Below are 21,064 nucleotides of genomic sequence, written 5' to 3' on the forward strand. Positions count from 1 at the left end.
CGCAGCGACCGTATTCGCCTGTTCTCAGCGGCCCCGGCATTGTGGTGGATAGAGGCGACCGGAACCGCGCTTACGATTTCACTTCGCGGGCTTCTGCTTCCAACACGGCCTCGACGAGGCCCTCCATTGTATAGGTTCTAGCTTCGACAGCCGGTGGATAACCGAGCTCCCGCAACACCTCGCCGGTAAGAGGGCTGATCGCCGCCAGCCGCGTGCCGCGGAGACGTTCTCCGAACAACCGGACCAAGGATCGTGCGATGGCCGAGCTGGTGACTGTGACCCAATCGATCGCGCCGAGTTCGAGCAGACGGAGCACTTCGGGATCGGCAGCGGTTACATCGACACTTTGATACGCGACCACCTGTTCGACTTCGAGGCCGGCAGAAGACAGCATTGTCGGCAACGTGTCCCTACCACGGCTGGCCCGAACGAGTAACGCGCGTCCTCTCCTGCCCTGCCGATCGGCCACGGCTTGGGCGAGATTTTCGGCCCGGTACGTGGCTGGAACGAGATCGGCGTGGAGTCCGAAGCGTTCTAGTGCCGCAGCCGTTCCCGGACCGATGGCAGCAATACGAAGACCGGCCAGGCAGCGGACATCACGGCCGATTTCCAAAAGACGACCGAGGAAATAGTTCACCCCGTTGGCACTCGAAAAAACGAGCCAGTCGAATCGATCGATGTGGGCAACGGTTTCGTCTACCGGAGCCCAATCCGGCGGAGGAACGACGTCAATCGCCGGTTGCTCGAACACCCAAGCCCCCAGATCTTCGAACGCGGCGATCAAGTCGTCGCTTTGATGTCGGGGACGCGTCACCAAAATGGTGCGTGCGAAGAGCGGTCTTCTCTGGAGCAAGGGGGCATCCGACATATGGCCGACCGCTTCGCCGATAACGATGACCGCCGGAGGACGGATCTTTTCCGTGCGAATTTTTTCGGCGACTTCCGACAGGGTGGTTCGCACGATTGATTGGTTGGGCCACGAACAACGGTGGACGACGGCGACGGGGGTTGCGGGATCTCGGCCCGCGCCGATCAAGGCACGGCTCCACGTTTCAGCCGAGCGCACGCCCATGTACACGATGAGTGTTCCGGGGAATTGTGCCAAGACGCGGTAGTCGAGTGGATGAACGTCGTGGGTGGTCGATTGTTGGCCTGCTACCAGCGCGACCGCCGAGGCACATTCGGCATGAGTCAGCGGAATGCCGGCGAATGCGCCCACTGCGAACCCGGCCGTGATGCCGGGAACGACCTCGATCGGGATTCCTTCACATCGTAGCAGCACGGCTTCGTCGGCCGATTTTCCGAACACTGACGGGTCGCCGCTTTTTAGACGAACGACGTTCTTGCCTTCGTGGATCGCTTGACGAATGATCGCATTGATTTCATCTTGCGTCATGCATCGAGAAACGCTGTGATGTCCTAGTGCGATCTTTTCGGCACCGGAGGCATGACGCAGCAACGCGGGGTTGACGAGATAGTCGTAAAGCACCAAGTCGGCCTGCTGAAGGCAACGCAAGCCTCGCAACGTGAGTAGTCCCGGATCGCCCGGCCCCGCGCCGACGAGGTATAAGATTCCCTTAGGATGAGGGGGCATTGGTCTACTGTCTTCGACAGGAGATGTCATCGTGCACGACCGTCGGTTTTAGGTTGGACACCGGCAGTAAACGATCCCGCTTTGTTGGCCGGGGCGCGAAACAAAGGGCATCGGTGTCGACTGCCCGGCTTGTGGATTGTGGATGGCATTCATGGATTGTACCTGGAAACGGGCAACGGCACCTACACCGCACGAGTGTTGCTTTCTTCAGAGAAGACTGCTACATACAGTCCCAACCCCATGGCGGAAGGTTGAGTTGGTATTTTGCCGGAGTAAAATAAACTTTAGAGCCTGGAGAAGCCCGTCGACGGTCGGGCGGCGGTGACGGCTCGTTCTCGTCTTTTCTGGTGCGCTAGATTTTCGAACTCTCGAGGCCAGCATGGCAAGCGATCATCCGCAAGATCAAGCACAGACGCAGGAAGCTGTCCAACCCGCAGCCGACGGCCGCAAGGGGAATTTCCCCCCCCCGCTTTCCGATGCTAAGCGAAAGCGGCTCAAGCAGATGTTCGAGCACGGGAACCGGATTGCCGCTCAGGATCAGTTCGATTATGCGACCGACTTGTTTACCGAGTGCGTGAACGGCGATCCGTCGAACCTGTACTACGTGCAGGCATTTTTGGGGAATCTCAAGAAAAAGTACAACAACAACAAAAAAGGGGCTGCGTTGGGTTTCTTGAAGACGATGCCGCTGAAGGCGAGTCTCAAGAAAGCCATGCTGAAGAAGGATTGGGTCGGCGCGATCAAAACCGGTTTAGAGATTCTCAAAATCAATCCGTGGGATACGTCGGCCCTGACGGCTCTTTCCGACGCATGCGATCAGTGCGGTTTTCAAGAAAGCCGGCTGGCGTTTTTGCGTCAGGCTCTCGACGCGAATCAAAAGGACGTCGAATTGTGCCGTCGTTGTGCGAGAACGCTGGCCGAGTTGGGTAGCTACGATCAGGCGATTGCCCTTTGGCACCGTGTCGAGCAATTGAAGCCGAACGACGCGGAAGCGTCACGCGCGATTGCCGACTTGGCTGTCCGACGGACGATCGAAGAAGGGGAATTCGATCAGGAATCGGGGAAGTCCAAACGTTTGATCGAGGCGGCCGGTGGAACGACCGCCGGGGGCGTCGTTACGAAAAAAGACAAACTCGAAGAAGAGATTCGCCGCAATCCGCAAAATGTTGCCCTGTACGTCGAATTGGCCGAGCTGCATTTGCGGAACGACAATTACGATGACGCCGAGGCCGTGTTGCAAGCGGCCTACGAACGGACGAACGACCCCAACGTTGCCGAGCGGTTGGAAGACGTTCAGTTGCGACGTTACCGGCATGAGCTGGCGGCTGCGGAAAATCGGGCACGCGCAAATCCGAACGACGAGGCCGCCAAGAAGCAGGTATCGGAGGCCCAGCGTCGTTTGTGGGCGAAAGAACTCGAAGTCTATATTCGCCGAGTCGAACGTTATCCAAACAACTTGACGTTCCGTTACGAGTTGGCGGTTCGCTATCAGTTGAACGGGAAGTACAAAGAGGCGATTCGCGAGTATCAGCAGGCGATGGGTGATCCCCGCCGCAAGGGGGTGTGTCTGTTGAGTCTCGCCCAGTGCTTCGAAAAAATCAAACAATATCGCTTGGCGATGAGCCACTACGAAAAGGCGATCGAAGAGATTTCCGACCGCGAGGGCGAGGCAAAGAAACGCGCGTTGTACCTGGCGGCCATTTTGGCCTATCGAATGGGCAACCTGACGGTAGCCGAGAAATATGCCAACCAGCTTGCGGCGATGGATTTTTCTTACAAGGGGGTGGCGCAGCTGCTCGACAAGATTGCCGAAAAAATGGAGCAGCAAGGTGCGGCCAAGGCCTCGGAGGAAGAGCCCGAGGAGGTGCTTCTGCCCGAGGAAGAAGACTTGCCCTCTGGACAATCGTGACCGCCCCTGGCATAATCTGAGGTTTTCAGCGAGGCTTCGACGCCTCGTCTGTGCCGAATGAACCGTCCGGTCGCTTGCGTTCCCCATGGAACGTTGCGCGATCGTCACCCCTTGTACCGTAATTGGACCACGGAAGACGATGCCGAACACAAAGAGCGCCAAGAAACGACTCCGCCAGAACCTCGTCCGACGAGCGCGGAATCGCATGATCAAGCGAACCGTGCGGACGCACATTCGTAAGGTGCGGGAAGCGGTGGCTGCCGGAAACATCGAAGAGGCCGAAACGCTGTTTCGCGTCGCGGTGAAGAAGATGGATCAGGCTGCCGCGAAAGGTGTGTTCCACAAGAATGCGATTTCTCGCCGTAAATCGCGTTTGTCGGCGTTGATCAAGAAGGCGAAGCAGGGCTCCGCCGAAGAGTAACGCCCGTACCGATCACCGATTTCGATTTTCAAACGGCGGGCTTTGTCGCACGCAGCAAGAGTCCGTCGTTTTCATTGCGCCCGTCGGGCTTTCTGGCGGCTAATCGTCCAAAACGAGTGTCGCTGCGTCAAAGATAGGTCCCTCGACGCACACACGACGATAATCCCAGCCGGAAGCCCCGTCTTTTACTTTGACGACGCAGCTAAAGCACGCACCGATGCCGCAGGCCATCGGAGTTTCGAGCGAGAGGTAACAACGGACACCGCGGTCGAGGCAAAGCCGTGCCGCAGCCTGCATCATTTTTTTGGGGCCGCAACAAACGACCAGCGTTTCTTCTCGAAGTCGTTGCTCGTGTTCCAGCAGTTCTCGCAAGGCATCGACGGCCGTTCCTTGTCGGCCGCGAGAACCGTCGTCGGTGGTCGTGAGAACGCGCACACCGACCGCTTCGAAATCGTCGATGTTCGCCAATTGAGCGGCTCGACGCGCGCCGTAGCACAAGGTGACGCAATCTACCTGCGGGACTTGGTAGCTTCCACCGGCGTATTCGGCCCGGCCGAGGACCGCCTTCGCCAACGTCAAGAACGGGGTGTGGCCGATGCCGCCTGCGACCAGAACCAAGTGCTTTGCCGACGGCAGGTGAAACCCGTTCCCCAGCGGTCCCCATACGCGGAGGGTGCTGCCGGGCTGAACATCCGGCAGCATGCCCGTCATTCGGCCCAAGGTCATATATACGATGTCGACGCAGCCGCCGGCCGGTGATTCGACGAGGTCATAAATTGCAAACGCTCGACCGAGCAATGGATCGGTCGACCGGGGAAGGCGCAACATGACGAACTGCCCGGGAATCGCCTTGTCGGCGAGTGTCGGCCAATGCAATCGAATCCGATAAATGGCTTCGCCGATACTACGATGATCGACAACCTCGCATAGGCGGTCTTCGGCTTGATCGGCAAAGCAAGTGCAATGATGGGCCGCGTGTTCGTTCACCGTCGCTGTCCTCGCTCAAGCAAGAGCTGCCAAAAGCTGTCAGGGGCGTTTTCGGGGGGCTTTGGGCGATTTCTCGCCTTGTTGATTTTCTGTTCGCGTGAGCCCCGCGGCTGCTCGTAGCGCCGCAACCTCCTCGCTGGAAAGCGGTCGCCAATGGCCGACGGCCAACCGGCCCAGACGCACCGGCCCCACGGCGATTCGCTTCAGCCGCATGACTTTGTGGCCGACGCGGGCGAGAATCCGCCGAATTTCTCGGTTCTTTCCTTCTCGAAGCTCCAGTTCGAGAATCGTACTTTGCTTGTGACGCTTTCGCACCCGCACGCGCGAGACGCGGGCGATGCCCTCGGCAAGATGAATACCGCGTTTGAGTTTCGCCAGCACTTCGCGTTCAGGTGTTCCTGCGACTTGCACAACGTACGTCTTGGGGACTCCGAATCGAGGATGGGTCAACCGTTGGGTGAGTTCGCCGTCGTTGGTGACCAAAATCAAGCCTTCACTGTGCAGGTCGAGGCGGCCGATCGTGTACAACCGTTGGCGATCGGCCGGGACCATGTCGATCACCCGCGGTCGGCCGGAGGGATCGCGCGATGTGCAAACGACGCCGTCCGGCTTGTTTACCATGTAGTAAACCCGCTGCGGCTGTTTGACGGGCGTTCCGTCGACGCGGATTTTTTGTCGCGTGGGATCTACCCGGGTGCCCAATTTTGTGACGACTTTGCCGTCGACTTCGACGCGACCGGTCGTAATCAGCTCCTCGCATTGTCGCCGACTTCCCAGACCGGCAGCGGCGAGCACTTTTTGCAGACGTTCGCCCTGAGCGGGGCCGTCCCGCTTGGCCGAGGTCTTTCGTGTCTTGGAAACCGGGGTTTTTCGACGTTTACCGGCTTTTTTCATGTTTGGTCGGGTCCGTGCATTTTGATGAGAACAGGCGAGGGTTGTGCCCATTCGGCTGCGGCTACGAAGCCGCGGAGACGCAGAATAAATCCCTAAGGGTTGATGAAAGCAGCCTTTGGGATGGCACCTTGATCGCGGAGCAATAAATCGATCATACCCGTGCGAGCATCAAGACGGTAGGCGATCCGGGACTGCGGCAGAAGCGGTTCACCATCGGTCCCAAGCCCAGGGACGCCGTCGTGCGCGCGGTGTTTCAGGCATTCCGTCGATTGCCCCGGGGGGGCGGGCGCCTTCCATGGGAAGTCCGCGGGCATTTTCGGGGAACGGATCGAAGACTTCGGCGGCCCGCCGTTGCTCTTCGGCGGTACCCGGCCGAGACCAACGGGGTGTTTGCAATGTTCGGCAACCGACTGCCGCGAGGCTTCCCGCCAAGAGAGCGATCAGCAATGCGCGGCCGACGGTCGGTCTCGTTCCGACCGTGACCGTCCAGCTTGTCCGCGACGGAAGGATTCGATTGGTGTGCCTTGAGGACATCGACGACTTCACTTCGAGATTCCGAGTTAAGAGAAGCCGGATTGTAGGTTTTGCGGCAAAGCGGTACCAGCCCGAATTCTCCTTCCAAGTGGGGGGTGACGGTTGCCTTGGCTGTTGCCCAAAGCTACATTTCATCGAACGCTAAATACCTAATGAGAGGGGATTGCGGCGAGTCGCTGCGGGGTGCGGCGGGGCTGAAAATTCATCGAGCCGGTAATCGGGATACGCCTTCATGGGGAAATTAGTTTTCCGGATTCCCCATTTCGATCTGTCCGAATCACAGCAAGACTTCGCCTGGACGGCCGGAGTCGATCGTTTGCCGGTGGATGCTCGTGGCCGTTTCGAAGGCGACCGGCTGGAATTCAATCTTCCGCAAGAAGCCGAAGGCGGCCTCGTTCTTCAATTTCCTTGGGTGGTCGAGCCGTGGGGGGAGTTGGCCCTCTTTACCGCTCCGCTTTTGCCCGACGAGAAACGCGAGTACTTTCTGCCCCTGGAATTGGCACGCGGCAAGATCGGTCAGCTTCGTAACGCATTGACCGAGTGGACGTTGCTGGGGTTGGACGTACCCCGCGATATTGTCGAATCTATCGATGATGCCGTCGCCCTTTTTTCACAATCGCTCGTGGCGGGCAAAGGAAGTCGATCAGGGGCAAGGTTCGCCGACGAGGCACTCCGGACCGCCGTCGAAGCGTCATTTCGGTTGTGCGATGTTTATGCCGACGGAGCCATCGCCGTTCGCCGGGAGATGGGGCGGCGCATTCCCTTTTTCCAGGCGATTGATTTGGGGACCGCCGTGCCGAGTTCGGCGTTGACCGACCTCATTACCGAGACGTTCACGACGGTTTCCATCGATGCCGGGTGGCGGCACACCTTGCTTGCCGAGGACCGGTTGGACTGGGATTTGCCCGATTCACTCGTGGAGTGGGCACGTCTTCATCGTTTGCCGCGGACGATGGGGCCGCTGCTTCGATTCGACCGCTACGGCTTGCCGGAATGGCTTCGAGAAATCGACGACGTGGAGTACATCCAACGGTTGGCCGTCGACTATCTCGAAAGCGTCGTGCGGGAGTATCGCGGTCGCATATCGATGTGGGAGGTCGCCGGGCCGGTGAATTTGCCGCTGGGTTTCGCGTGGGATGAGGAAGACGCGGCCAACTTTCTTGCCCGATGCGTTCACAAGGTTCGCTCGCTCGATCCGGCAACTCCGATCGTACTTTCCGTGCGTCAGCCTTGGGGGGAAGACCTTTTTCGATTGCGCAGCCAATTTTCGGGTTTGGTGTTGGCAAACGCGTTCGTTCGAGCGGGACTGGGGCTTGCGGGAGTCGTCCTGGAGATTCATTTGGGATACGCGCCCGCCGGAACCTTGCCTCGCGACCTTCTCGACTTGAGTCGCCAGCTCGACTACTGGGGAATGCTCGGCACGCCGTTGTACGTTCGATTTTGTGCGCCCGACGATTCCGGTCCCGATCTATTGGCCACCGGTCCGGCACGCCCCTCCCCTGCCCCTTGGAATCCCGCGATGCAACGGGCGTGGGCTCGTCATTATCTCCGCATGGCGCTCACGAAACCCTACGTTCACGGCATCTTCTGGTCGCCGTTTCGAGATGCGGAACCGCACGAGTTTCCGCACGGGGGCCTGATCGACGTTGCGGAACGCCCGAAACCTGCGATCGGCGTTCTTCAAGAATTGCGGTCCGCCTTGTTGTGACACCCCTTCGCCGCACGTGGACAGAAAATCGGCATCGCGGTAAACTGATAGTTTTCCTGCACTTAGGTCACGGTCATTACAAAGTCGAGCGAGATCGAGCGGCGTCGGCCACGGCGGAACGTCTTGATCCAAAATCGGCTGTTTCCGAGTTCGCCATTGTGGAGTGCTTCCGATGCAGATGGAGCAACTGGTTTCCCTGTGTAAACGGCGAGGTTTCCTCTTTCAGTCGAGCGAGATCTACGGCGGACTCAACGGCTTTTGGGACTACGGACCGTTGGGAGTCGAACTGAAACGGAATATCCGCGAGGCCTGGTGGCACGACATGGTGACGGCCCACAACGAGCTGGTTCCGCCAGAGGGGGCTCCCAGCGCCTACGAGATGGTGGGGCTCGATTGCACGATCATCATGCATCCGCAAGTTTGGAAGTGCTCCGGTCATTACGACCTGTTTCATGATTACATGGTCGACTGCCGCGAAACCAAGCGCCGCTATCGGCATGATCAAATCGTCGGCCGGTGGGTTTCGTACAACGGGCAACAGGTTTTCGTGACGACGGATGTGGCCGGTGACGAGGCGGAAGAAGAGATTTTGCGCAACGCGCTGAAGTTTTTCGGTCTGCGCAGCAAGCAAGCTGATCGCCTCACTTGGGAAAGTCCGGTCGTCAATTTGACGACGGTCGAAGATTTCGGCAAGGTGTTGGCTCCCGGCGCGAAGACGGTCGGCACCCTGACCGAGCCGCGCGAATTCAACTTGATGTTCAAGACGTATGTCGGCGCGCTGGGCGGCGAGGAGTCGGCTGCTTTCCTGCGGCCGGAGACGGCCCAAGGAATCTTCGTCAATTTCAAGAACGTCCTTGACAGTACGCGGGTAAAGATTCCGTTCGGTATCGCGCAAATCGGAAAGAGCTTTCGCAACGAAATCACGCCGCGAAACTTCACGTTCCGGTCTCGCGAATTCGAGCAAATGGAGATCGAATTCTTCTGTCGTCCCGAGACCTCGAGAGCGTGGTACGAATACTGGCGAAATCGGCGGTTTCGCTGGTATGTCGAATTGGGCCTGGCGGGAGAACGGCTTCGCCTGCGGGACCACGATCCCGATGAACTTAGCCACTATTCTTGTGGTACGGCCGACATCGAATACGCATTTCCCTTCTTGGCCGAGGGGCAATTCGGCGAACTTGAGGGGATCGCACATCGGGGCGACTTCGACTTGCGAAGTCACATGGAAGGAAAGCTCGTACGCCGCGGCGACGAACTGGTCGTCGAGACCGATGAACACGGGCAACCGAAATATCGGGGAAGCGGGCGCGATTTGACCTATTTCGACGACGAGACCCGCGAACGATTCGTGCCGCACGTCATCGAGCCTTCGGCGGGGGCAGATCGTGCCACTCTGGCGTTTTTGTGTGAGGCCTATCGGGAAGACACCGTTCCCGACGACAAAGGCAAGCCGACCACGCGAGTCTTGCTTTCGTTGCACCCGCGGTTGGCACCTTTCAAGGCGGCGGTGTTCCCGCTCGTCCGTAAAGACGGAATGCCGGAAATTGCCCGCGAGATCTACGGGGAACTGAAGCCCCGGTACAACGTTTTCTACGACGAGAAAGGGGCTGTCGGTCGCCGCTATCGCCGTCAAGATGAAATCGGCACGCCGTACTGCATTACCGTTGATAGCCAGACGCTTGAAGACGGCACGGTGACGATCCGGGACCGAGATTCGTTGCGGCAATGGCGGGTCAAGCGGGATGAAGTCGCGGCGTCTCTGGCCTCGCTCATTCAGGATCCGACGGCGATACCCGACGCGTAGCTGTTAGATGAGGCAGGTTGCGTGAACCGGGCAAGATACGGCGGTCGATAAACTGCTGTTTCGGAAACTTTTTGCCTGCTTGGTGCGTCCAAACAATAGGAGCGGTCTTGCGGTGTGGTCCTTGGGAACCATACAGATTCCCATAGGGAAAACCTAATCTGATTGCCGTCGCCGGCCGGTTGATCGCGCCGGGCAGAAAGCTACAGCGGGCTGGTGAACGGCAACGACCTCCATGAAAGGAGGCGGCGCATGCAAGACCGAATTGTATCTCGTCGACCGCCGATGCGTACCGCATCTGCTCTTTGGAAGATCGTGGCGGCGAGCGCGGCGTTCATGATCGCTGTTCATGCGGGTCCCATGGCTTCCGCTCAGTCGTGGGAGGAAAAGACACGGCAGAATTTCGCACCGCCGACGATAGCACGACCCGATTTTGGGATTCAGTCTCCCCCCGGAGTCTCGATCGATCGGCCCGGTTCGCCGCCGGAAGTCGAGAACCCCGTGGAACCGCCGCCGTCAAACGGAGGGGATCGCGGTGGTTGGTGCCCGGGCATTTACCCGTGTTGGCCTTGGTATCCGTATCACTGTTACCGTGAGTATCGACGACGGTGGTGGGCGTATCCCGTCTATCCGGGTTACGGATACTACCCGGACTACTATGGGTACTATCCGCCGTATGGGGCACCACGCCCGGTGTACCCGGTTCCGTATCCCGTTTATGTTCCGGTCGATCCCTTGATTGGTGGGAGGCGGGATCCTGCCCTGCCGAACGCCGGGCGGGCTGAACGCGACGATGCGGCCCCGGATGCCGACGAAATGCTGGATCGGCTAGAGCAGCGGGCGAAGGAAACGGCCCGACAGGAAATTCGTATCGGCGATTCGTTGTTTGCGCAGGGGAAATACGCCGAGGCTTCCGTCCGATATCGCCGCGCGATTCGGGCCGACGGCACTCTCGCCGATGCGTGGATCCGGCAAGCATTGGCCCTGATTGCGTTGGGAAACTATCCGACGGCCGTCGAGATGATGAAGCGAGGGCTTGCACTCGCCCCGGATTGGGCGCAACGCGGCTTTCGATTGGACGATCTCTATGGAAAGGACGGGGTCGCAAAGCGAGTCCATATCGGTGATTTAGCCCGCGAGGTGGCCGCCAATCCGAATAACGCCGGGCGGTTGTTCTTGCTTGGGGTGATGCTCTACTTCGACGGCGAACGCGAGGCTGCAGGAGAGTTTTTCCGGCGATCCGCGGCGAATGATGCGGCAGGGACATTGCCGATCGATGCGTTTTCAGAAAACGCGGGTCACTAGGGGGGATCGCACCGGCAACCGCGTTCAGCGTCTCGCGGAGAGCCTCGATTTCATTCGAGAGGTGTGGGATCGTAGCTCAGAATGAGCGGGCGCCGACAGTTCAAACTCATCGTCGAGTGAATCCAAATCGACGTCGACGAGAGCTTCGTCCAGTTCCGAGAGCTTGCGGGCGGTGGATTCCCCCACCTGCCCGAGCCGGTCCATTTGGAATACCAGCCCGATCAAGAGAACGACGATTCCACACAGGGCGATCGGGATCCCGTAATTGCTCAGCTCGGGCCGCGATGCCAATATCGCCCATCCTTCGAGCACAGCTCCGCAGACGGTCGCCATCAGCCCGATCGCGAGGATCGGCCATGTGAACCACGCGCTGATGTCGTCGTCCATGGCGAGATTCGGCGAACGGTGACGAGGACGGTGCGGGCCGATACGCACTTCGTGCCCGGCATCCACCCGATAACGCTTATGCCGCCTTCTCGCGTTGGGTTCGGCAGGTACCGATTCCAGCAGCCGTTCCAAGTGGGCAAGCCGTTCTTCGATCGACCAAAAGGTGGCGGAGCGGCGTAGGTTTTCTGTTCCGACCAGCGGTAAGTCGGTGTCCCGAAGGCCGGAATCGAGAGATTCCGTTCGGTCAACGGCCGGTTCCGGCGCATGCGGCTCGGGAACCCTCGACGTCGATGCCTTGGCCGAGAGATCCATGCGCAAATCGGATTCGGGACGTCCTTCCGCCGGTGCCGTACCGCAACGCAGGCAGACGTATCGACCTGCCTCGTGGGAGAAGACGCGGGGAATGTCCTGCTGGCAATGGTCACACCACATGGTGTTCTATGGATCGGCTTTTCCCTCGCCGGACTTTTCCGATTTTGCTGCCGATCCGGTTTTGTGAGAATATGAACAAAATGCGGTGCCTGGGCTGTTTTGGGGGCCGCTCACGCGTCGGTGTATTCCGTTTTGCGGCGCGGCATGAACTTGCACAGCAGGATGCCGCCGAAGTAGAGGCACGAAAGCGGCACGGCCATCATCATCTGGCTCGAGGGATCGGGCGGGGTCAGCAACGCGGCCGTGACAAAAACCACCACGACGGCGATTCGCCACTTCGACCAGTAATCATCGACCGTGAAGATGCCGATTCGCTCCAAGAAGAGCATGACCAGCGGAAGCTGGAACCCGATGCCGAATCCCAGCGGCAATACCAGAACGAACCGTAACCACTCGCTGATTCGCGGTTCGAGTTCGATGCCCATCCATTCGTTGAACCGGAACAGGAACGTCAACACCGGCTCGAACACGAACAGGAAGGCCAGCATCGCCCCGGCCGTGAAGAGCACCAAGCTGAAGGGCAAGAACGTGTACACGAACTTGCGCTCGTGTCGATAAAGCCCGGAGGCGACGAATGACCAGATCTGCCAGAATATCCACGGGGCGGCCAACAAAGCACCCACCAACAGCGATGCCCGCATGTAGATCGAAAACGCCTCGTGGGCGCCCAGGCTTTTGGCTTTGACGCGAGGATCCTTTTCGGCCTTGCGCCACACGAACACATGCATCATGTCGTCGGTGTCGAGCTGCCGCAGCGAATCTTCGTAGACGTCGGTTAGTTCCCCCCACGCATCGAGCGAAGCGGTCACGCGCCGGAGTTCTTCTTCGACCTTTTCGATTCGAGCATTGGCAGCAGCTTGAATGGTGCGGAGTAGTTTCGCCTCGGGAGCTCGCTTCGCCTCGACGCACTTACCAAAAGCGGTAAGTTGGTCGGCGTCGGCATCTTCACCGGCGGAAAGAAGTTTCGGCAAGGAATTCAACGTATTCCATTCCTCGTCGCTCCAACTGTCGGCCGGTGTGCCGAGAACGTTGATCGCCGCCGCGAGTTGCCCCCTCTTTTGGGCGAGCTGTTTTTGCAACGTGGCCAGCGATTCCTCTAATTGTGGGGCAATTTCGCCCGGGGTGATGTAAAACTCGTCGACCAGGAGGTTTTCCCGCTGAAGGAACGATGCGGCCGCCTCGACGTCGAAGGGGACATCCGTTCCGGCCTCCTCCAGTTGGGTGATGCGTTCGTCGATTTCTTTTTGCGATTGCCGCAGGTAATGCTTCGTGAGCGCTTTTTGCAAAGGCATCTGGATGATTTGCACGACTTGGTTGCCGAACAGCAAGCCGATGCAAAAACCGACGCCCAGCCCCAGAAGCGCCCGGAACAGACACGTCCGGAGCTCTTCCAGGTGCTCACCGAAGGTCATCGTCGATTCGCGGAAGAGGTCCTCGTCGGAGCGAGGCGGTCGAAAGAGTCGGATCATGGCGGGTCGTCTATTGAGTGAACGGCGGAGAGGCCGCCGCCGGGATTCACAACCGAGGTAAGCCTCTATGTTACCACCGGTCGGAACCGCCTTCAAACCGGCTGTCGGAGCAATCGTCTTCTAAAAACACTCCTTTGCCGATGCGATTGTGCCGGAGCCGATGAGGTTGCATTGTGCCGCCGACCGTGCCGGCAAACGAGTTGAAAGGCCGAGCCGGGGGTGTTGACGCTGCCGGGGGAGCAGGGCAAAATACCAAAGAGCCGTCGGGGAAACGCCCCGTCGGACGGTGCAAATCGCGGAAGTTTCGCGTGGCTCCAGCCGATGTAACGAATGCGTTCCGCGAAAAAAGCCCCCTTCGTCTAGTGGCCCAGGACGTCGGATTCTCAGTCCGAAAACAGGGGTTCGACTCCCCTAGGGGGTACTCACAAGTTCCGCCTCTCTAAGGCGGTTACGTCCACGGTGTTTTCGGATGCATAGTCCGAAAACACCACGCTAACCCGAGGGAGGACCCGAGCGACCGAGCCAAGACGCGGGAGAGGCCCGCGACCGCGAGGCGCGGGAGGCCGGAAAAAACAAAGTGCGGGGCCTCGTCACCCCCGCCGCGTTTGGTGTGCCGGTTGGTTCTACCTCTCCCGCTTCTTTTTTGCCGCAGATCGAGAAATCGGGGACGAGCGAGCCAAGACGCGGGAGAGGCCCGCGACCGCGAGGCGCGGGAGGCCGGAAAAAACAAAGTGCGGGGCCTCGTCACCCCCGCCGCTTTTGGTGTGCCGGTTGGTTCTACCTCTCCCGCTTCTTTTTTGCCGCAGATCGAGAAATCGGGGACGAGCGAGCCAAGACGCGGGAGAGGCCCGCGACCGCGAGGCGCGGGGGGCCGGAGAAATCAAAGTGCGGGGCCTCGTCGACCCCGCCGCGTTTGGTGTGCCGGTTGGTTGTACCTCTCCCGCTTCTTTTTTGCCGTGCGGGGCGCCGCGGGGCGCTTCTGCGGGCGAAAAAAACTTTTTTCGCCCGGCGCTTGGACTGTGCGCTTGACAAGCCCGCCGCCGCCGCGTAGATTGATCGTCGCGACGCTCGAGAAGCGGGCTACAACCCCGCCGCGTCGCCGACCAACACCAAACGCCTCTGGACGATCGACGCCCTCTTGGCGGAAGCCGGCCGGGCGCGGTCGCAGGAGGCCGCGATCTGGGTCCCGGTCGGAAGGTCCCGGATTCCTGAACGAACCGTTTGCGCCCTTGGTGCGCCCCGGAGATCGCTCCCGTTGCGCCTGGAGTCTGCGCCCGCGGGTCGGGCGTGCGATGCGCGCCCCACTCTGTAGCGACCGGGACGACCCGCGGGCTGTTTGACACAAACAATGCATGAAGCACGGCCGCCAGAGACGGAGCGGTGAGCTATGGTTGTAATGATCCGCCTATTAGGAGGGTTCAGCCATGACGAGCACCGCACCGCAACTACGTGTGTGGCGGCCGAGCGAGGAGCCGCCGGCCTCGCCGACGTTGTGCGAGGTCTTCCGGGAGCGGATCGAGCCGGCGAAGCGGGCATCCGGGACGAGCGAGCGGACGCTTGCCGAGATCCGGTCGAGCCTGGGCCTGTGGGCGCAGGTGACGGGGGATCCGCCGATCGACACGATCACCGAGGAGTTGTTGGACGCCTTCGTCGCGGAGCTGGGGACCCGACCGGGCCGGGGCGATCGCCCGCCTGGCGGCCAAGAACGCCGTCATCATCCCCTGTGCCGACCGGAAGGAGGTGGCCGGCTGGGCGAACCACCTGGCGCGCACCTTCCACGTCAACAAGGATCCCGAGGCGATTCCCGGCGGCTTCCACGTCGCGATCACCACCCCCGACGGGCGTCGCGTGCACGTCGTCGCGGTGACGCTGGAGGACGTAAAAACCAAACGACGCGCGGCCTGGCGGGTGTTCCACGAGCTGGCGCACCTGGTCGACGCCCCCGACTCGCCGCAGGCCCGGCGGCTGAGCGACACATCGGAATGGCGGGATCTGCTCGCCGAGGTCAAGCCGCGACTGGCGACCCTGTCGGCGCGACGGGCCTCGCCGCGGGAGCTCTTCGCGGAGCTGTTGGCCTACGCCTGGGAGGCGGCGGTCGCCCGCCGCAGGAACGAAAGGCCGCTGTTCACGATCCCGGAGAGGATCGCCCAATACTTCCAGCGGCCGACCAGCAACCACCAGAGCCTGATATAACCGAGCGGATGGCGGAGGGTGCGATATGCCCGGATCAGCTTCCAGCGACGCTCGTAGCGGCGGCGTTCCTCCGGCGTCATGCGGGCCAGCTTCCACCGCCGGTTCCGCCCCGCCTTCCACTTCCCCCAGCGTTCCGGGTGCTTCCGCTGGTGGCGTGCCACCGCGTCCAGATAGCGATCACAATCCCATGACGACAACGGCGGCAGGTTCCGCAGTTCCTCGTCCGGCTCGTCCCGGAACTCAAAGTAGTAGAAATCGCAGCCCGGCGGCGCCGTATCGAAGATGCTGTAGTAAAGCGGCACGCGGTCGCCGATACGCTCCCTCGTTCCCTCGGTGCTCTTCACCAGATACCTGGCCATCGTGCGCCCCCTTGTGCGGAAAGAGAAAAGACGACCGGGTTCCAACCGCCCAAGACACCCATATTATCGAACCGTTCCCGCGAAACGGCAAGAAAAAAACGGCCGAAATCCGCTCGCAAGCCCTGGAGTGAGAACGATGAGCGAACCGTCCGCCCGTCGACCGCAACCCGAAAACGGCTACTACCCGAAGACGATCGCCGTCGATCTCGACGGCGTCCTCGCCCGCTACGACCGTTGGCGGGGACCGCTTCATTTCGGGGCGCCGATCGAGGGGGCCCGCGAGTTCCTGGCCGCGCTGCGTCGGCTGGGCCGCGTGCTGATCTACACCACCCGCACCAGCGCCGAGGCCAACGGCGGGACGTCCGTCGTCGAACTGGTCGATCGCGTGCGGGGCTGGCTGGACGACCACGAATTGCCCTACGACGCGATCCACGCCGGCGGCGGAAAGCCGATCGCGGCGGCCTACGTCGACGACCGGGCCGTCGTCTGCCGCCCGCAGGAATACGGACGCGCCGCCTTCGAGGCCGCCTTGGATCGCGTCGCCTTCCTCACGGAGACCGAACGATGACGACCATCACCCCCGCGGATCCGGCAAAACTGTTTCCGCCGGAATTGTTCAAACGGGTGCCGGCGGTGCCCGTCTTCGCCGAGCACGAAACGACGCTCTCCGACGGCCGCCCCGCCCGCTACGACCGCGCCGCCCTTGAGGCGATCGCCGAAACGTGCAACCGGCGGATCGCCGAGACCGGCGACTACGTGGCCCTCGTCATCGGCCACGCCCCGCCCTGGGAAGAACGGCCGGTGATCGGCTTCGCGGGCCCCTTCCGCGTCGTCGATCGCGACGGCCGGGCCGTCCTGGTCGCCGACTTCCACCTCTACAAGGAACACGCCGACGCGCTGAAAAAGTATCCCCGCCGGTCGCCGGAATTGCACGTCCCGCGAGACGGGCGACCGTTCGATCCCTCGCGCGTAGTCTTGGATCCGATCTGCCTGCTCGGCGCCAGCACGCCGCGACTGCCCACCGGGCTGACCCACCTCTACAGCGCACGCGCCGGCGACGGCGTGATCGTCGACCGCTACGCGGCGGTCTACCCCTCGGCGGCCGACACCTACATTCCGACCCCCGCAAGTGCGCCGCGCGGCCCTGATAGAATCGAACCGACGCGAGATCGGGACATCTACACGCAACCCGACGAGGAACCCAAGATGCTGACGCCGGAAGACATCAAGGCCCTGCTGGCCGCCCTCGAAGAGCTGCCCTGGGTGAAATGGGCGAAGACGCAGGCCGAAAAGGCCGCCGCCGAGGGCGACGACGAACCGCAAGACACAACGGCCGCGCCGGACGGCGAACCGGACCAGTACAGCGACGACCGCCCGCCCGAGCCGCCGCAGCCGCCCGCCGAAGACGACAAGCACGCCGCCCCGCCGACGCCGGACGCCAAGCCTGACCAGCCCGAGCCCGAGCGCTACAGCCGCCGCCTCGGCGAGCTGGCCCGCGAGATCTACACGCTCCGCGGCGAACTGGAAAAGGAACGCGGCCGCCGCGTCGACACCGAGCGACGGGCCCGCCTCGAGGAACTCAGCCGCCGCTACCAGTTGGACGTCGACGAGGAACTGGAACGCTGCCGCTATTCGCGCATGGCCGACGACGAGTTCGCGCGACACCTGGAGCTGATCGAGACACGCTACCGCCCGATCCCGGCCGATACGTTCTTGCCGACGACCGTCGCCGAGTCCGACGCCGGCGATCACCCGGGAAGCGCCAAGGAACGCTATCAACGGCACCGCGACGCGGAGCTGCGCCGCCGGGCCGTCGAGATCGGCAAGCGCCTGGCCGCCCGCGGCCAATACAAGCCCTTCGACGAGATCCTGGCCGAGCTCCACGACCAACAATAACGAGGACCGAGTCCATGCCGAACACCCCTCCGCAACTGGTCGCCGCCGGCGACATCCGGCCCTGCCGCTTCGTCAAAATCGCGGCCCAACACAAGGCCGCCGAGTGTGACGCGAACGAGCTGCCGATCGGCGTCTCGCAGCAAGGCACCGACAAGCCGGAGATCGAGAACCTATCGAGTGCGACGCTGGCCGCGGCCGCCGGCGAGTCCCTGCAAATCTACTCCGTGGGCGACGTCTGCCTGCTGGAAGCCGGCGCGACGATCAACGCCGGCGACCGGCTGAAAAGCGACGCCGACGGGAAAGGCGTTCCGATCGCAACGACCGGGACGGCGCTTCAAAACTACGGCGCCGTGGCCTTGCAGGACGGCGCCGCCGGCGAGCTGGTCCGCGTCTTCGTGCTGATCGGGTCGGAACGGCCCGCATTGGCCTGATTGTTCCCCTGTGGTCTGAAGAAAACGGGTGTTTGCCATGCCTGCCGTCTATCCGTCCTCGAGCAACGTCTACGTCCCCAACCTGGAGGCGTCGCAACGGCTGATCGTCGACTTCGCCCGCAACGTGCGGGACTTCGCCGTCTCCCGCTACGCCCAAATCATGCCCGTGACCAAAATCGGAGGCCTCTACCTCGAGATGACCGTCGAGGAGGCCGGCCGCATCCTCGACACGGATCTGTCGCAGTTCGTCTGGTACGACAACCAGCCCGCCCCGGAGGGCAACGACGGCCTCGAGGCCTTCGAGTTCAAACAATTTCAATGCCGGCGGCTGGCGTTTTCGTACAGCGTCGGTTTGCGGACCGTCGACAACGCGGATTGGTCGATCCTGGCGACGCAGGAATCCATCAAGGCCCGGCAGGCCATGACCGCGAGAACGCAGGCGGTGGTCAACGAGATCTTCGACCCTGCGAAGTATCCCGCCGATCACGTCGTCGACTGCTCGAGCGCAAAATGGAACGCCGCCACGACGACCAACCTGAACATCCGCAAGGCCGTCAACGCGGGGATCGCGAAGGTCTTCGACGCGACCCTCGGGGCGGTCGATCATCAAAACATGATCCTTGTCATGGGCGACGCCGTGGCCCGAGCGATGAGCGAATCGCAGGAAATCGTCGACTACCTCAAGGGAAGTCCCGACGCCCTGGGCGCGCTGCGCTACCAGTTTCGGGATGAGACGCCGACGTCCGAGTCGTTCGGGCTGCCGTCGCGTCTCTACGGCGTGGAAGTGGTGGTCGACAAGACCCGCAAGGTGACCAGCAAGAAGCGGGCGACCACCGTCCGCGAACCCGTCTTGCCGTCCAACGCCGCCGCCTTGGTCTCCCGTGTCGGCGGCCTCGAGGCGCCGTATGCCCCGACGTCCTTCTCGACCTGCTGCTTGTTCATGAAGGAAGAGATGACCGTCGAGCAACTGCAAGACACGAACAATCGACGGATCCTCGGGCGTGTGGTCGAAGACTACGACGCGAAACTGGTGGCGCCGGCGACCGGCGTCCTGTTTACGAATGTCGTCTGATCGAGGCCCCGGCGATGGCTTACGCGACGGCGGCCGACCTGGCCGCCCGCTACGACGAACGGCTGTTGGCCGACCTGGCCGGCGACGGCGAGCCCGCCGCCGACTGGTCCCAAACGCCGCGCATTTCGGCGGCATTGGCCGGCGCGTCCGGCGAGCTGCGCAGCGCCGCCGCGGTCGGCAATCGCTACACGCCGGAGATCCTCGAGGGATTGTCGGGCGACGATCGGGCGTTCCTGGTCGACATCGTCTGCCTGCTGGCCCTGCGGCGGCTGGCGTCGTCGCGGGTCGCCACGATCGGCGAGGAAACCTACCGCGAGATCGCCCGCCGCTGCGACGACCTGCTCGACCGCCTGCGACGCGGCGAGCGGGTGTTTGCCGCCGACGAAGTGCGGCGGGCCGAGACGCCGGACACCGGCGGCCTGACCGCGATCGAATACGATCGGCTGAACTTGATTCCGGACCGCTGTCGCAACTATTACCCTTCGCGGGCCTCACGCCTTCCGTTCGGGCGATAGGAGTAGAAGATGGCTGGCACGATACACGTCCCCGGGGCCGTGACCTGGCTGATCAACACCGAATCGTCGGGGTCCTTCACCGAATTGGGGATCGCCAACGGCGGCGTCACCATCCGCGAGCAAATCTTCACCGAGCCCGTCCACAACGACATGCGGGGCGGAAACGCGGGCCCGCCGATCGACCTCAACTACCTGGGCGAGATGCACTTCGTTCGCGGCGAGCTGAACGTCTACGACCAAGACGTCCTCGACGCCCTGCGGGCCCGGATCAACGCGGCGACCTCGGGCCTGACGAAAGACGAGGGGCGGGTTTTCCCGCCCGGGTTTCTGCTCAAGAAGAACACGGCCCACTACAAGCTGCAATTGCTGGCGGAGAATTTCGTCCGCGAATATCAAGTCGCCGTCCCCGTGCAGCCGATCGAGATCCCGCGCGTCGGGCCCTACGCCGCGAGCTGGGTCGTCGAGTTCCAATGCCTCGCCGACGATTTCGATCGCCTGTACGTGGTGCCTACGACCACGACCAGCACGACGCCCGCGCCATGATCCGCCGCATGTTCGGGAAACTCGCCGACGCCATCCTGCGCCGCCGCGACGAACGGCGGGGCCTGTACCGTCTGTGGGACGGCCGGCGCTGGCGCCGCCTCGACTGGCTGCGCGTCTACCGCGCGTTTCTGGCGGATCCCGTGCTGACCGACGAGGCCACGGCGCAGGCCGTCGAGGCGCAGGGCCCGGAGACCGATCGCTACCTGGACGCCCTGGCCCGTCTTTTCGGCGTCCGCCGGTACGACCCGCAAACCGGCGACGGGCTCACCGACGAGGAGCTGTTCGCGGCCTTCGCGGCCTTCTCGCAATGGATCCTGCAAAAAAAAATGCCGTCCGGGAACTCGCCGACGGCTTCGCCGTCTACGGCGAGGCGGCCTTCCGTATCTACGACGCCGAGCCCGACGACATCCGGGCTTTGATCCTGCACGCCGAGCGGATCCGCCTGCAAAAGGCCTGGCTGATCGCCTGCGGGATCTCGCTGCAATTCTCCGATCCGCTGCCGGAGGCCCTGTTCGAGGCCCTGGCGAGCGATCCCGATCAAGCCCGACGCGAATATCGGCGTTACCTGGCCGACCGGGCCCTGGACAGACGAGCCGCCGACCTGGGAATCTGAG

At 62.0% G+C, this 21,064-nt stretch carries 20 protein-coding genes and 1 tRNA gene; 15 read left to right on the top strand and 6 right to left on the bottom strand.

Annotated elements, in window-relative coordinates; translation table 11 throughout:
• Window positions 1-70: 70 nt before the first annotated feature.
• Window positions 71-1,594 (bottom strand): uroporphyrinogen-III C-methyltransferase, encoded by a 1,524-nt coding sequence (gene cobA / locus ACYQ2I_RS08015; protein ID WP_460166490.1) that lies wholly within the window; start codon window positions 1,592-1,594, stop codon window positions 71-73.
• Between the two features lie 379 nt (window positions 1,595-1,973).
• On the opposite strand from cobA, the gene ACYQ2I_RS08020 reads away from it, so the two are divergent.
• Together ACYQ2I_RS08020 and rpsT are read left to right on the top strand one after the other, a co-directional pair.
• Window positions 1,974-3,503, top strand: a complete 1,530-nt coding sequence (locus tag ACYQ2I_RS08020; protein ID WP_460166491.1) for a tetratricopeptide repeat protein — start codon at window positions 1,974-1,976, stop codon at window positions 3,501-3,503.
• A 139-nt stretch (window positions 3,504-3,642) separates the two neighbouring features.
• Window positions 3,643-3,924, top strand: coding sequence for a 30S ribosomal protein S20 (gene rpsT, locus ACYQ2I_RS08025; protein WP_460166492.1), 282 nt, complete (start codon window positions 3,643-3,645; stop codon window positions 3,922-3,924).
• 99 nt (window positions 3,925-4,023) lie between these two features.
• On the opposite strand, the gene ACYQ2I_RS08030 is transcribed toward rpsT, so the two are convergent.
• Entirely contained in the window at window positions 4,024-4,911 is an 888-nt protein-coding gene (locus tag ACYQ2I_RS08030; RefSeq protein WP_460166493.1) for a dihydroorotate dehydrogenase electron transfer subunit, read from the bottom strand.
• A 39-nt stretch (window positions 4,912-4,950) separates the two neighbouring features.
• Window positions 4,951-5,805, bottom strand: coding sequence for a pseudouridine synthase (locus ACYQ2I_RS08035; RefSeq protein ID WP_460166494.1), 855 nt, complete (start codon window positions 5,803-5,805; stop codon window positions 4,951-4,953).
• Window positions 5,806-6,571: 766 nt separating this feature from the next.
• Between ACYQ2I_RS08035 and ACYQ2I_RS08040 the strand changes: the two genes are divergently transcribed.
• From ACYQ2I_RS08040 to ACYQ2I_RS08050, 3 genes are all read left to right on the top strand, one after another.
• On the top strand, window positions 6,572-8,047 hold the full coding sequence (locus ACYQ2I_RS08040; RefSeq protein ID WP_460166495.1) for a hypothetical protein: 1,476 nt from the start codon (window positions 6,572-6,574) through the stop codon (window positions 8,045-8,047).
• 178 nt (window positions 8,048-8,225) lie between these two features.
• Window positions 8,226-9,851 carry a glycine--tRNA ligase gene (locus ACYQ2I_RS08045; RefSeq protein WP_460168403.1) on the top strand — a complete coding sequence of 542 codons (1,626 nt, stop codon included), beginning with the start codon at window positions 8,226-8,228 and terminating at the stop codon, window positions 9,849-9,851.
• Window positions 9,852-10,100: 249 nt separating this feature from the next.
• Entirely contained in the window at window positions 10,101-11,153 is a 1,053-nt protein-coding gene (locus ACYQ2I_RS08050; RefSeq protein WP_460166496.1) for a tetratricopeptide repeat protein, read from the top strand.
• Window positions 11,154-11,177: 24 nt separating this feature from the next.
• Here the strand turns inward: ACYQ2I_RS08050 and ACYQ2I_RS08055 are convergent, their stop codons facing one another.
• Together ACYQ2I_RS08055 and tatC are read right to left on the bottom strand one after the other, a co-directional pair.
• A complete protein-coding gene (locus ACYQ2I_RS08055; RefSeq protein WP_460166497.1) occupies window positions 11,178-11,972 on the bottom strand; it encodes a hypothetical protein in 795 nt (264 codons plus the stop codon).
• A gap of 110 nt (window positions 11,973-12,082) precedes the next feature.
• Window positions 12,083-13,441: a twin-arginine translocase subunit TatC gene (tatC, locus tag ACYQ2I_RS08060; protein WP_460166498.1), complete on the bottom strand. Its 1,359-nt coding sequence runs from the start codon at window positions 13,439-13,441 to the stop codon at window positions 12,083-12,085.
• A gap of 348 nt (window positions 13,442-13,789) precedes the next feature.
• Between tatC and ACYQ2I_RS08065 the strand changes: the two genes are divergently transcribed.
• Together ACYQ2I_RS08065 and ACYQ2I_RS08070 are read left to right on the top strand one after the other, a co-directional pair.
• Window positions 13,790-13,862: transfer RNA gene (locus ACYQ2I_RS08065), tRNA-Glu, on the top strand.
• Between the two features lie 1,319 nt (window positions 13,863-15,181).
• Window positions 15,182-15,634, top strand: a complete 453-nt coding sequence (locus ACYQ2I_RS08070; RefSeq protein WP_460166499.1) for a hypothetical protein — start codon at window positions 15,182-15,184, stop codon at window positions 15,632-15,634.
• Here the strand turns inward: ACYQ2I_RS08070 and ACYQ2I_RS08075 are convergent.
• Complete coding sequence (locus tag ACYQ2I_RS08075; protein WP_460166500.1) at window positions 15,517-15,993, bottom strand: hypothetical protein; 477 nt, start codon at window positions 15,991-15,993, stop codon at window positions 15,517-15,519. The genes ACYQ2I_RS08070 and ACYQ2I_RS08075 overlap by 118 nt on opposite strands.
• A 136-nt stretch (window positions 15,994-16,129) precedes the next feature.
• On the opposite strand from ACYQ2I_RS08075, the gene ACYQ2I_RS08080 reads away from it, so the two are divergent.
• From ACYQ2I_RS08080 to ACYQ2I_RS08115, 8 genes are read left to right on the top strand one after another with little or no spacing between them, the layout of a single operon-like run.
• Window positions 16,130-16,561 carry an HAD family hydrolase gene (locus ACYQ2I_RS08080; RefSeq protein WP_460166501.1) on the top strand — a complete coding sequence of 144 codons (432 nt, stop codon included), beginning with the start codon at window positions 16,130-16,132 and terminating at the stop codon, window positions 16,559-16,561.
• Window positions 16,558-17,889 (top strand): hypothetical protein, encoded by a 1,332-nt coding sequence (locus tag ACYQ2I_RS08085; protein WP_460166502.1) that lies wholly within the window; start codon window positions 16,558-16,560, stop codon window positions 17,887-17,889. Before ACYQ2I_RS08080 ends, ACYQ2I_RS08085 begins: the two co-directional genes overlap by 4 nt.
• Window positions 17,890-17,903: 14 nt before the next feature.
• Window positions 17,904-18,320 carry a capsid cement protein gene (locus ACYQ2I_RS08090; RefSeq protein WP_460166503.1) on the top strand — a complete coding sequence of 139 codons (417 nt, stop codon included), beginning with the start codon at window positions 17,904-17,906 and terminating at the stop codon, window positions 18,318-18,320.
• A gap of 37 nt (window positions 18,321-18,357) precedes the next feature.
• Entirely contained in the window at window positions 18,358-19,392 is a 1,035-nt protein-coding gene (locus ACYQ2I_RS08095) for a hypothetical protein (RefSeq protein WP_460166504.1), read from the top strand.
• Between the two features lie 14 nt (window positions 19,393-19,406).
• On the top strand, window positions 19,407-19,907 hold the full coding sequence (locus tag ACYQ2I_RS08100; RefSeq protein ID WP_460166505.1) for a hypothetical protein: 501 nt from the start codon (window positions 19,407-19,409) through the stop codon (window positions 19,905-19,907).
• 9 nt (window positions 19,908-19,916) lie between these two features.
• Window positions 19,917-20,450, top strand: a complete 534-nt coding sequence (locus ACYQ2I_RS08105; protein WP_460166506.1) for a hypothetical protein — start codon at window positions 19,917-19,919, stop codon at window positions 20,448-20,450.
• The gene (locus ACYQ2I_RS08110; RefSeq protein WP_460166507.1) at window positions 20,447-20,869 is read left to right on the top strand and encodes a hypothetical protein; all 423 of its coding nucleotides are present in this window, start codon (window positions 20,447-20,449) and stop codon (window positions 20,867-20,869) included. Before ACYQ2I_RS08105 ends, ACYQ2I_RS08110 begins: the two co-directional genes overlap by 4 nt.
• Window positions 20,866-21,063: a hypothetical protein gene (locus tag ACYQ2I_RS08115; RefSeq protein ID WP_460166508.1), complete on the top strand. Its 198-nt coding sequence runs from the start codon at window positions 20,866-20,868 to the stop codon at window positions 21,061-21,063. Before ACYQ2I_RS08110 ends, ACYQ2I_RS08115 begins: the two co-directional genes overlap by 4 nt.
• Window position 21,064: the final 1 nt, after the last annotated feature.

The sequence above is a fragment of the Thermostilla marina genome, from assembly GCF_054657455.1.